This window comes from Candidatus Hydrogenedentota bacterium, from assembly GCA_012523015.1.
GTDB lineage: Bacteria > Hydrogenedentota > Hydrogenedentia > Hydrogenedentales > CAITNO01 > JAAYBJ01.
The window spans coordinates 1-11248 of record JAAYJI010000252.1 but is presented as its reverse complement, the minus strand read 5'-3'; the positions used below and the strand labels follow the sequence as shown (position 1 = coordinate 11248).

At 46.4% G+C, this 11248-nt stretch carries 12 protein-coding genes; 8 read left to right on the top strand and 4 right to left on the bottom strand.

Going from position 1 to position 11248, the window contains the following annotated elements:
- Positions 1-312: 312 nt before the first annotated feature.
- From GX117_11100 to GX117_11080, 5 genes are all read left to right on the top strand, one after another.
- Positions 313-1191, top strand: coding sequence for a YicC family protein (locus tag GX117_11100; protein ID NLO33883.1), 879 nt, complete (start codon positions 313-315; stop codon positions 1189-1191).
- 10 nt (positions 1192-1201) lie between these two features.
- On the top strand, positions 1202-1789 hold the full coding sequence (gene gmk / locus GX117_11095; GenBank protein ID NLO33882.1) for a guanylate kinase: 588 nt from the start codon (positions 1202-1204) through the stop codon (positions 1787-1789).
- Positions 1790-1888: 99 nt separating this feature from the next.
- Positions 1889-2119 (top strand): DNA-directed RNA polymerase subunit omega, encoded by a 231-nt coding sequence (gene rpoZ / locus GX117_11090; protein ID NLO33881.1) that lies wholly within the window; start codon positions 1889-1891, stop codon positions 2117-2119.
- A 6-nt stretch (positions 2120-2125) separates the two neighbouring features.
- Positions 2126-3325: a bifunctional phosphopantothenoylcysteine decarboxylase/phosphopantothenate--cysteine ligase CoaBC gene (coaBC, locus tag GX117_11085; protein ID NLO33880.1), complete on the top strand. Its 1200-nt coding sequence runs from the start codon at positions 2126-2128 to the stop codon at positions 3323-3325.
- A gap of 91 nt (positions 3326-3416) precedes the next feature.
- A complete protein-coding gene (locus GX117_11080) occupies positions 3417-4397 on the top strand; it encodes a ChbG/HpnK family deacetylase (GenBank protein ID NLO33879.1) in 981 nt (326 codons plus the stop codon).
- 92 nt (positions 4398-4489) lie between these two features.
- Here GX117_11080 and dnaA read toward each other — a convergent pair whose 3' ends face one another.
- Entirely contained in the window at positions 4490-5908 is a 1419-nt protein-coding gene (gene dnaA / locus GX117_11075) for a chromosomal replication initiator protein DnaA (GenBank protein ID NLO33878.1), read from the bottom strand.
- 444 nt (positions 5909-6352) lie between these two features.
- Positions 6353-6754 carry a hypothetical protein gene (locus tag GX117_11070; protein NLO33877.1) on the bottom strand — a complete coding sequence of 134 codons (402 nt, stop codon included), beginning with the start codon at positions 6752-6754 and terminating at the stop codon, positions 6353-6355.
- Between the two features lie 340 nt (positions 6755-7094).
- Between GX117_11070 and GX117_11065 the strand changes: the two genes are divergently transcribed.
- Genes GX117_11065 through GX117_11055 form a run of 3 tightly spaced genes read left to right on the top strand, consistent with a single transcriptional unit; the run spans position 7095 to position 8857 of the window.
- The gene (locus tag GX117_11065) at positions 7095-7721 is read left to right on the top strand and encodes a hypothetical protein (protein ID NLO33876.1); all 627 of its coding nucleotides are present in this window, start codon (positions 7095-7097) and stop codon (positions 7719-7721) included.
- A 51-nt stretch (positions 7722-7772) separates the two neighbouring features.
- The gene (locus GX117_11060) at positions 7773-8285 is read left to right on the top strand and encodes a pentapeptide repeat-containing protein (protein ID NLO33875.1); all 513 of its coding nucleotides are present in this window, start codon (positions 7773-7775) and stop codon (positions 8283-8285) included.
- Positions 8282-8857, top strand: coding sequence for an MBL fold metallo-hydrolase (locus tag GX117_11055; protein NLO33874.1), 576 nt, complete (start codon positions 8282-8284; stop codon positions 8855-8857). Before GX117_11060 ends, GX117_11055 begins: the two co-directional genes overlap by 4 nt.
- On the opposite strand, the gene metF is transcribed toward GX117_11055, so the two are convergent.
- Both metF and GX117_11045 read right to left on the bottom strand, forming a co-directional pair.
- On the bottom strand, positions 8841-9725 hold the full coding sequence (metF, locus tag GX117_11050) for a methylenetetrahydrofolate reductase [NAD(P)H] (GenBank protein NLO33873.1): 885 nt from the start codon (positions 9723-9725) through the stop codon (positions 8841-8843). The genes GX117_11055 and metF overlap by 17 nt on opposite strands.
- A 101-nt stretch (positions 9726-9826) precedes the next feature.
- Positions 9827-11248: hypothetical protein (locus tag GX117_11045; protein NLO33872.1), on the bottom strand; the 1422-nt coding region annotated here is incomplete at its 5' end.

The following is an 11248-nucleotide window of genomic DNA, read 5'->3' as shown; positions in this document are numbered from 1 at the left end:
GTTCTCGGCCGTCGTGGATAGTGGGTAGCCGTAATTGTTCTACGTATTTCTCGTTTGTACGGTCACTGCGTGTAAAATGGCGTTAAGGCATTATGGATTCCTTCGGCTGTTTGAGTAGAACCCATGTACGGAAGATTTCTATAAGGTCTCTTTTTTTGGAGCAGTTGCATTTCAACCTTGAAGCTGCCATTTTTTTTTAGAACTAAAATATATGAATCCAAAGGAAAAAGTAGTATATACTTCAAGAGTCTTTTAGATTAACCATGGTCGGTTAACAACAACTTACACCACCCACGATAGAAGGGATTGTTTATGGCTTTCAGCATGACAGGATTTGCACGTTATGAAAGCGTCATTGCGGGGGAGACAATGGTGATTGAGATCAGCAGTGTAAACCACCGTTTTTTAGATTTGAATTTTCGGTTACCCTTTCAATGGATAATTCTCGAGCCCGAATTGCGCAATATTGCTAAAGCCGTAATTTCACGGGGTAAAGTATATGTTACGGTACGGCATTTCAAAGGTCCCGCCGTTACCTGCCCGCCTCGATTGGACGTGGAACGTGCCAATGCTTATATTGAAGCGGCACGGGAATTGATGCACCTCATGCGTTCGACCGAATCCCTTTCTTTAGATACCTTGATCTCCATGGACGGCGTATTGACTGTGGAGGAACCGGAGACCGATCTTAGCCTTGTGAAAGAGGAACTGACCAAAGCGGTGAAAGAAGTGCTGGCTTTGTTCAATGAGGTGAGACTCAAAGAAGGCACAGCCCTATTAGCAGATATCGAAGAACAACTGTGTCTCTTGGAACAACTTGTCAGCAAAATAGAATTACGTGCCCCTGAACTGCAATCGGAATATGAACAAAAATTAAAACAGCGTATTGCCGATATCAACGCTGAAGTTGGGGTAAAAGAAGAGCGTCTCGCCCTTGAAGTGGCAATAATGGCGGAACGCATGGATGTGACCGAGGAGTTGGTGCGGTTGAAAGCGCACATTGCGCACAGCCGTGATATGCTTTCTTCGGAAGGTTCTATTGGCCGCGATTTAAATTTTCTCATGCAGGAGATGCAGCGGGAAGTGAATACCCTTGGCGCTAAGTTGCGGGATGTTGCCGTGAATCGGGATACCATCGAAATGAAAGCTGCCATTGAAAAGATGCGTGAACAAATACAAAATATAGAATAAAAGAAGTCTTATGAATACGGGATCAATCGTTGTCGTGTCGGCTCCCTCGGGGGGTGGAAAAGATACCTTGCTGGGCATAGCCAAGGAAAAAGTACCTGCTTTGTCGGTGGCTGTCTCAGCGACCACACGCTCTCCACGGAGCGGAGAAAAAGAAGGGGAAGCCTATTATTTTGTGTCAGAGCAAGACTTCAAAGACGCCATTGACAAAGGGGATTTTGCGGAATGGGCAAAAGTGCACGGCGCTTATTACGGTACCTTTAAAGCTGAAATTGAAAGGTTGATTGTGCAAGGAGGCACCTGTGTTTTGGAATTGGATGTTCAGGGGATGCGCCATATTAAACAAAACTATCCCGAGGCTGTGACCATATTTATCGTGCCTCCCAACTTGGATGTTTTAAAACAGAGATTGATTGATCGAGGCGCCAATAGTGAGGCTGAAATTACGCTGCGCTTAGCCAATGCGAAAGAAGAAATGGCTGCGCAAACCGAGTTTGACCATGTTGTGGTGAATGATAATCTTGATGTTGCTGCCGATGAACTCATTGGCTTGTTTTTGAAGATTGCCGCACGCAAACAATTGAAACATGGGCAATTTTAGAAAATACCTCCATTTATGCTATAATTGCACCACGTGTATATCTCTCCATAAACTCTGCCTCTCAGGCTTACGTTCATTGCAAACAACAGGAGTATTTTCATGCCTGCCCCGTATTGTGTAGACGATTTTAAAGATAAATTTGATAGCCTCTATCGCTTGGTTATTGTTGCCGCTTCGCGCGTCGTTCATTTATCCAAGAATGATCCCCGCGGTTTTGGTTCTGCACTCCGCGGTCAAAAGAACACGATCAAGGCTTTGGAAGAGGTCTTGGACGGCAAATTGACCTATATTAATGCTGAAGAAGAAATTTATCTCGAAGACGAAGAATAAGCTTCTATGACCTCTTTTTCCAATAAGTCTATTTTGTTGGGGGTAACCGGTTCCATTGCTGCCTATAAGGCATGTGATCTTGCGTCTCGGCTGCGCGAAAAAGGAGCAAATGTAATTTGCGCTCTTACAGCTTCCGCATGTGAATTGGTTAAGCCTGTGTCTTTTGAAGCACTCACCGGCAACCGCGCAATCACAGAGATGTTTGTGCCTACGGGCAATCAGGAAATCAGTCATATCGCGATTATGCAGCGGGTTGACCTTTGTTTAATCGCGCCGGCTACGGCAAATATTATCGCTAAGGCCGCCACCGGGATTGGGGATGACTGGCTGAGCACCGCCCTTCTGGCAGCACGCTGCCCTGTCCTTTTTGCTCCTGCTATGAACACCCACATGTATACCCACGCCGCAACACAAGATAATATTGCGCTCCTCAAGAAACGGGGTATTTCTTTTGTAGGACCCGCCTCGGGCAGGTTGGCGTGTCGCGACGAAGGCCCCGGCCGCTTCGCAGAGATTTCCGATATTTTGGATGCCTGTCAGATTGCCTTATGTACTTCCAAAGATTTGGAGGGGAAACGCGTGTTAATTACGAGCGGCGCCAATCATGAAGCCATTGATCCGATGCGCTATTTGGGCAATCGATCTTCCGGAAAGATGGGGCGTGCGCTGGCATTGGAAGCGCTGTGCCGGGGCGCATCTGTTACGGTTGTGATGGGCCCCTCCCTCGTCTCCCCCCCCTCCGGCGCTGAGACTGTTGCTGTAGAAACGGCACAAGAGATGCACGACGCAGTTATGGCACGGGCAGAAAAGTATGATTTTATTATAGGCGCTGCAGCCGTTGCGGATTATCGGCCTGAAACAGTACAGGCGCAAAAGTTAAAGCGTGACGATAAGGAATGGTCGTTGCGCTTGATCCCTAATCCTGACATTATCGCTGCAGTGGCATCCAAGAAAAAGCCTTCACAGCGCGTGGTAGGCTTTGCCGCTGAAACTGATCATATGGGGGAGAGCGCCTCCGAAAAACTAACGAATAAAGACTTGGATATGATCATTGCCAATCAAATTGGCGGCCCTTCCTGCGCCATAGGCGCAGATACCGAAAACGCAGTCATCCTCATGAAAGGATGCCAACCGGAATCCTTTGAGGAAATAAGCAAAGATCATTTGGCGAAAGTCATCTTCGATCGCTTGATGACAATAAACTAATATACCCTTCTTCTTGCTGTATTGGATCTATCCTGTCATGCAGCATATCGGCTATGCTATGGTTGAGAGAAAGCCCACAAGGAGCCCTAAAATGCGTTCTTCACTTCTTTTCCTATTCCTTTTATCGTGTTGCAGTACCTTTCTCTTTGCGGAAGAATCGGATACGGCAGCGTCAGAACAGTCGCTTGTAGAACGCTTGGGTTTTGCTCCCGATGCAAGAGTACTCATTATTAATGGCGATGATTTCGGGATGAATCAAGCCACCAACACAGGCACCTTAAAGGCCTTGAAAAATGGGGTCATGACCTCTTCCACAATCATGGCGTGTTGTCCATGGTTTGAGGATGCTGTCGCTATCGCGAAAAAGAATCCCAAAGCCAATCTGGGCGTACACACCACCTTGACCAGCGAATGGAGCCATTATAAGTGGGGGCCTGTTTTGGGATGTTCGGCGGTGCCCAATCTGTGCACAGACAAGGGTTATTTTCACGCTGACGTATTTTCCATATATGCCGGACCCAGTCTTGACGAAGCGGAACTGGAAGTACGGGCTCAGATCGACAAAATGCTGAAAGCCGGTATTGATGTCACCCATATCGATTCTCATATGGGAGCGATGCAATATGATTCTGACTATCATGCTCGGCTCATTCGCATTGCTGCTTCTTATAATCTGCCTTGCCGCCTGCCCGGAAGAGACTTACTCCAGGCTTTGGGACAGGAACAGCTTCTGGATTTAGCAAAAGAATTGAATGTCTTGGGCCCCGAAGTCTTGTACATGGGAGATCCCGATTCATTGGAAGGGACGGAAGCATGGTTCAAAGATCGCATGAGCAACATCGATAAAGGCAAGGTCAGCGAGATGTATATCCATTGTGCTGTCGACACTCCGGAAATGCACGCCACCACCTCTTCTACCAAACGGCGCATTGCCGATACGGAGTTTTTCAGCGATCCTGCCACACGCCGTTGGGTTAAGGAGCAGGGTATTGAGCTGATCAGTTATCGTGAGTTGAGAGAATTACAACGTACGGGCAAAGCCATGCCCCGCGTTGAATACACAGGGTGGTAATAACAAGTCCTCAGATCTTTTGAGCTTTGCTCGGCAAGTGGAAGAAAATTGCATGCTGCTCAAAAGCAATTTACGGATCCTATTTTCAAAGATTACCCACGTATCGTTTTGGTGAGTTGTTCCACTGTTTGCCGCTTGGAGCGATCGGAAGCGGCGTCCTTCTCAATCTTGGAGCAGGCATAAAGGACGGTGGTATGATCGCGCCCGCCGAAATGTTCACCAATATCGCTGAGCGACAATCCGGGAACTAAAACCTTGCACAGATACATGGCTAATTGTCGGGGATAGACCACTTGCTGTTTGCGGCTCTTCCCTCTTAAATCAGCAATACGCACATCGAAATATTCAGCCACAGTGCGCTGAATCTGTTCGACAGTGACGGGCTTGATCTTATCGCTACCTATAAGATCTTGTAATACATTTTCTACCATAGCCATAGAAATTTTCTCATTGGACAATTTGCTATAGGCGTAGGAAGTGACCAAAGCGCCTTCCAATTCCCGTATGTTTTTGGTGACATAGGTGGCGATGAATCGAATGATCTCAGCTGAAACATCAATATGTTCCAGCCTCGCTTTCGTTTGTAAAATAGCAATTCGCGTTTCCAAATCGGGCGGTTGGATATCGGTGACAAGCCCCCATTCAAAGCGCGATACGAGGCGTTCTTCGATACGTTTAATCTCTTTGGGACTGCGGTCACTGGAAATGATGATTTGTTTGTGTGCATCAAAGAGTGTATTGAAGGTATGGAAAAATTCTTCCTGGGTCCCTTCCTTGCCGGACAGGAAATGGATGTCATCAATCAGCAGCACATCCACCTTGCGATACTTGGCGCGAAAGGAGGCGGAATCTTGTTTTGCGATGCTTTCGATCATTTGATTGGTAAAGGCTTCGGGAGAAATAAATACGACCTTTAAACCGTCGGCTAACGATAAAAGGGATTGACCGATGGCTTGCATCAAATGGGTTTTGCCTAATCCTGTCGCACCGTACAGGAAAAGAGGATTATAGGCGCGGCCGGGCGATTCTACCACGGCTTTGGCGGCAGCGTGGGCAAAACGGTTGTTACTACCGACCACAAAACGGTCAAAGGTATATTTGGGGTTGAAACCGGGGAACTGTTGTACCCTATTGCCCCCGTGACGGCGCATTGGAGATTTAGGCCCGTCGGTATGCGGACGACTTGCACGGGGCGCGGGCGTTTTGGATTCTTTGGGTTCCGTTGGGGTGGTGATTGCCACGTATTGGATGGTTTTGATAGCGGGCTCTTCTATGCGCGCCGCTTCCAAAATAGTATCTTTATAATTCTTCTCCAGCCAATTGGCGAAAAAGTGACTGGGCACACGAATAGCGAGTATTCCATCTTGACAGCTATGAAATGATGTCTGCAGAAACCAGTTCTTGTAGGAATACTCATCTAAAATTTCGCGCAGGTGTGTTTGGGTCCGCTCCCAAATATTGTTTTCTATTTCTAAAATATTTCCACGGTCACTTGGAAAATTTTCATTCATTAAAACGCTCCCTTTCCTTTGCACAAACAGTCTGAAAGAATGCGTACATGCTCATCTGAAATCAACGTACGATATCAGGTAACGACACTTTCCTCCGAGGTCGACCAAATCCGATCAAGCATTGCTGAGAGGCCTTCTGTGCGGCTATATAGATTGGCGCGTCGTAGATTAGCGGCCCGAGTATTTACACAGAATCACTCACTAAAAGCAAATAATAGCAGGTCAAATAGTATTTAGTCACCTAGAAAAACGATTCTTCAACAGCCCTAACAAATGTCTAGATGTCCATTCTGATTAAGAAAAATAAAGGCTTTTCGCAACGGTTTAAAGGCGCTGCGAAACATTCATGACAGCCCATTTTCGGTAAGAAAAGATCAAAAGAATGAACTTCTATTACGTTGAGTTTGCCTTAAGCCATGGTCACTTGTCAAGACCTTTTACAAGTTATTGACGCATAAGCATTTTAGCACGCTCCCAATAGCCGTTTAATTCTTCAGCAGTGCAACTTTCCAAATTGAGGCCCCTTTCTGCGGCTATTTTTTTCATTAAATCAAAGCGTTTTTCGAAACGGATGGTGGCATTTTGGAAAGATTCAACAGGATCGACCTTTAAAAATCGTGCTACGCTTAAGCAGGTAAAGAACAAGTCTCCCAGCTCTTCCGCCGCATGTATCCGGTGATTCGCGCCTATTTCGGTTTCCAATTCAGCTACTTCTTCCTGTACTTTTTCCAAAACCCCGGAGATATCTGTCCAGTCAAATCCCACCCGAGCCGCTTCTTCTTGAATGAGCAGCGCCCGCACGAAGGGGCAATTGGCTTCGGAGCACGTTATCGGTAATTGTGCCATAGAAAATCCTCAAAGTTATTTAAATATTTCGTTTATTTATTGTAATCCATATAATATCTTTTAACGTTTTATTTTATAAAAAAGTGTGGGAAAGACTTGAGAGCATCAAAATCTACTGTAAATACACCTCCCAAGAAGGGATAGAAAAGACTGCTACAAAAAGAATGATAGAAAAATATTGACAAAAATAGTCAACATAACGAAGGATTATGTTACACTATAAAAAATATAAAGATAATAATCAACATGGTAATCAATTTGACTTGAAATATCCGCATCAATACAAGGATAGTTCATCAAAGTTCAAGGGTATTAAAAACTTTGAAAAAGGATTTTACAGGTGACTAAATCAATTGAGGAGTTGATTCAAGAACTTGGCGATAAAAGTGCCGGATGGGCGACGCGGCGTAATGCAGCAGAGCTGTTAGGGAAACACGCGCATCGTATTGTGAGTGAATTGTTGTTCTATAAAAACGATTCAGATATGGACGTTAAGATGGAAGTGGAACGCAGTATCACGCCCCTTAGTCTCTTGTTGTCTGATCAGAGTATCAGCGATAAACAATACACCTTGCGTGAATTGGCTTTGGCTTGTGAAAAACGTCAAGCGCGTCACGTTGAAACCTATCAAAAAGGCTTTGTAGTAACCCTCCGAGGACAAGATGGGGAAAGTCAACGGGTCTATATCAACTCTGTTAAATCTTCCGATATCCCCGATAGTTTCCGAATCTTTATGCTTTGCGGCGAAATTACTGAGGAAAACTATCCTTTTATTATGACAGCGAATTCAAAATTAGTCCATGCATCCTTTTCCATTATTTCTTTTGAAGGCAACAAACAACTGGCGCTGGTAATTAATATTCCTGTAACGGATGCGACGCCTAATTTGGTCAAACGAAGTGTGAAAGAAATCGCCTATTACGGTTCTTGGATGGAAAAGAAGCTGAGCGAAATCGAAACGCCTTAATCGTAAGCTTACCGTGATGAGCGCGCAACACCAAGATAGAAGTGACGTATTATGAAGCTGCGCCCCCCAGATGTGGTCGTAATTCCGTCAGAGCAAGATGAAAATCTCCCCCACGCCGGCGGCGATTATTCAAACCAAGATTTTAGGGGAAGCGATTTATCAGGTTTGGATTTGACGGGCGCTAACTTTTCGAATGCTAAGCTGCAAAATAGCAATTTGAAAGGAGCTCGGCTAAGAGGCGCTTCCTTTCATCAAGCTGATTTAACAGAGGCTGATCTTGAATTTGCTGTTCTCGGCGACGCCAATTTAAAGCATGCTGTCCTCCTGCGTGCTCGCTTAAAGCGTGCCAATCTGGTGGGAGTAGATGCTGCTCATGCTGATTTTTCGGAGGCAGATTTCTATTATGCCCGTACTGGACACGGCAACTTTGAAGGGGCTATTTTTAAAAATGCAAATCTCGACCGCGCCATTTTCCGCAAAGCAAATCTTAGAAAGGCGGACTTGAGCGGCGCTCATGGTCAGGCAAATTTTGAAGATGCTGTTTTAGAGGGGATTGTAAAATGATTTTTGCCCATTTCCTCACCGACGTAAACGAAGCGAATATGTTTCTTGTTGCATGTGCTGCTACACGCAAGGCGTTGCTTATTGATGCTCCTTGTTATGATGTAAGGCTATCTGCCTTTCTAGAAGAACAGTCCTTGTCGCTGGAGGCACTCTTTATAACCCACGATCATTACGACCATGTTAATGGTATTGCGGAAATCATGGAGCGCTATGCTGTGTCCCTTTATGCGGGCAGCCGTGAAATAGGGGGAGTAAAGGCGCATAAAGTGCAGCAGGACGATGTCATCACTTTTGGCGCGATCGAGGCACGGGTATTGGAATTGCCCGGACACACATCGAACAGTTTGGGACTTGTCATGCCCGGCATGGTATTTACCGGTGATGCTCTTTTTGCGGGCAGTATCGGCGGCGTGAATCATGAAAAAGATCGGAATTTAGAAATCGATAAAATCAGGAAACATGTTTTCACTCTGCCCGATGATTATCAAGTCCACACCGGTCATAGCCCTTCCAGCACGGTATACGTGGAAAAGACCTATAACCCCTTTTTCGTGCCTAATCGGTGGGCGTGAACAAGGCCAAGGAACGACAGATTTGCGCCGTGGCACGTGACTTGTTGAGCACGTAAAAATGGATGCCCGGCGCGCCTTGCGCGATTAGCTCTTCTGCCTGCCGTGCCGCATAATATACGCCCACCGCATATTGTCCTTCATCATCGTCGTTGTGGACTTCAAGACGGCGCACCAATTTATGGCTGAGCCGTGTGCCGCACATCTGCGTGAGCCGTTTTATTTGCGTCAAATTCGTCACCGGCAAGATACCCGGGACAATGGGGACGTTAATCCCGATTTCGGCGCAGCGATCCCTGAATCTGAAATAATCGCCATTTTCAAAAAATAACTGGGTCACAACCATATCTGCGCCTGCGTCCACTTTGTGTTTTAGGTTTTCCAAATCAATGGCAGGAGAAGGCGCTTCCGGATGGGTTTCCGGATAACCGGCAACAGCGATACCCATCTCCGGATAATGCTCACGGATAAGACTGACCAGTTCATTGGCATAGCGCAGTCCGCCGGGAACGGGCGTAAAAGTGCCTGTGTCTTTAGGCGGGTCTCCACGCAAGGCGACAATGTGGGTGATTCCAATTTCAACAATCTGATCAATATAGTGCATCAATTCTTCACGGGTACTGCCCACACAGGTTAGGTGTGAGGCAAGGGGTATGTTCGGATAGTGCTTGCGTACTTCGGTCAATAATTCCAAGCTTCGTTCGCGGGTGCCGCCGCCTGCCCCATAGGTACAGGTCAGATAGGCAGGTTGACACGCGATCAATTCGCGTAAATGCCGGAACAGGCTTTGTTTCCCCTCTTCTGTTTTAGGTGGAAATAGTTCAAAAGAAATCACCGGCTTTTCGGAAGCATACAAGTTTTTTAGATTTATAGTCACCGCAATTTATTCCTATCCGTGTTGTTGTATATATATATCATATCCAATTGTTTCGGGTCTCTGCTAACCATAGTAGTATACGGGAAAAAGAAAGATCAACGTAGGGAATCGACAAGTTGATCTATCCATAAAGTTGCCGCCTCATAACAGTTCTTGTGAAACTTTAGGTTTATCTCTTTGCAGACGGTAACTTCAATTACTGAGGATTTATTCTTATTTTTGGCTTTTTGCAGGGCATCACAAAATTCTGCGCTCGTTGAAACCTCTACATAATCCAATGAAAATAAGGCGGCCCCTTCTTTGAATCGATAGCTATGGCTTGTTGCGAAGTAGCGGCCAAAAGGCTCTTTATATTCGGCTATGGGCAAGAAAGAAAAAATGCCGCCGCCGCCATTATTGATGACGACCAGTATAACGGGAGTTTCTTGGTGCTGCAACAATGCCAAGGAATTAAGATCATGCAAGGCCGCCATATCCCCGATGACAGCGGTCACCGGGACGCCGCTCCCCCACGCTATTCCTGCTGCGGTGGCGATATTGCCATCAATTCCGCTTAGGCCGCGATTGGCATGAATGAGGCGAGAAAAAGCACGGGTTGCGAATTGGTCCATATCACGAACAGGCATACTGTTTCCCAAAAAGAGTGCGTTTTCCGAACCCAATTCTTGGTCGATGATTGCGGCAATCTCAATTTCGTTCAAACTTTCGGCTTTGGATCGGTATTGACGCAGTCGGGTTGTTAAGCCCTCATTCATCTTGCGGAAGACTTCCCAATCCGCCGTTCTCGATTTTTCCCTATTGAAGGATTCCAAAGCAGGGAGCAAGGTTTTCAGATCAATAGAGCAGCCAATGGTTACGCGATTGGAAAGTCCCCCGTGCCTTTTCTCCGGAGAAAGATGGATATAGGGCGCCTCTTGGTTTTGCACAAAAGCGGGAAGAGCCTTTGAGACAAAAGCGCCTCCGAGATGAAGGATCAAATCCGGTTTGAACCATTGTCGAAATTTTTCGGAGCGCAGGAGCAGATTGTAATAAGGAACGAGGGTAGCAATGCGTTCGTTGTTGCGGCAGCCTGAGGTGATATCAGCAAAGACCGGCCATCCAAGTGTGTTGATGAGCTCCATCATTTCTTTTCGTTGCGCGTCGTCCACAGTGCGCCCCACGAGGACGAGCCCTCTCCGGCTCTGATGGATGCGTTCAATAAGTTCATCTTGCAGCTCTTTTGAAAGGCTCCGTTGCGCCGGTATGGAACGATTGAAAGGCTTTTCATGGTTGAACCAAGCGCCCAAGCCTTCCAGATAAGAATCCTGCCATGCTTCCGCGCAGTCAATAGGCGCCAAAGGTTCTCTGAACTTGCAATTGATATGAATGGGGCCACGGGGCGCAGAAAGTCCTTTTGCCAAGGTGTTATTGAGTCTGTAGAGCAAGGATTCTGCTGAAAAAGACGGGTCGGGACAAGGCAGATTGAGACGGGCACGGACATAATCGGCAAAGATCCCCTCTTGTTCCATGGTTTGGTT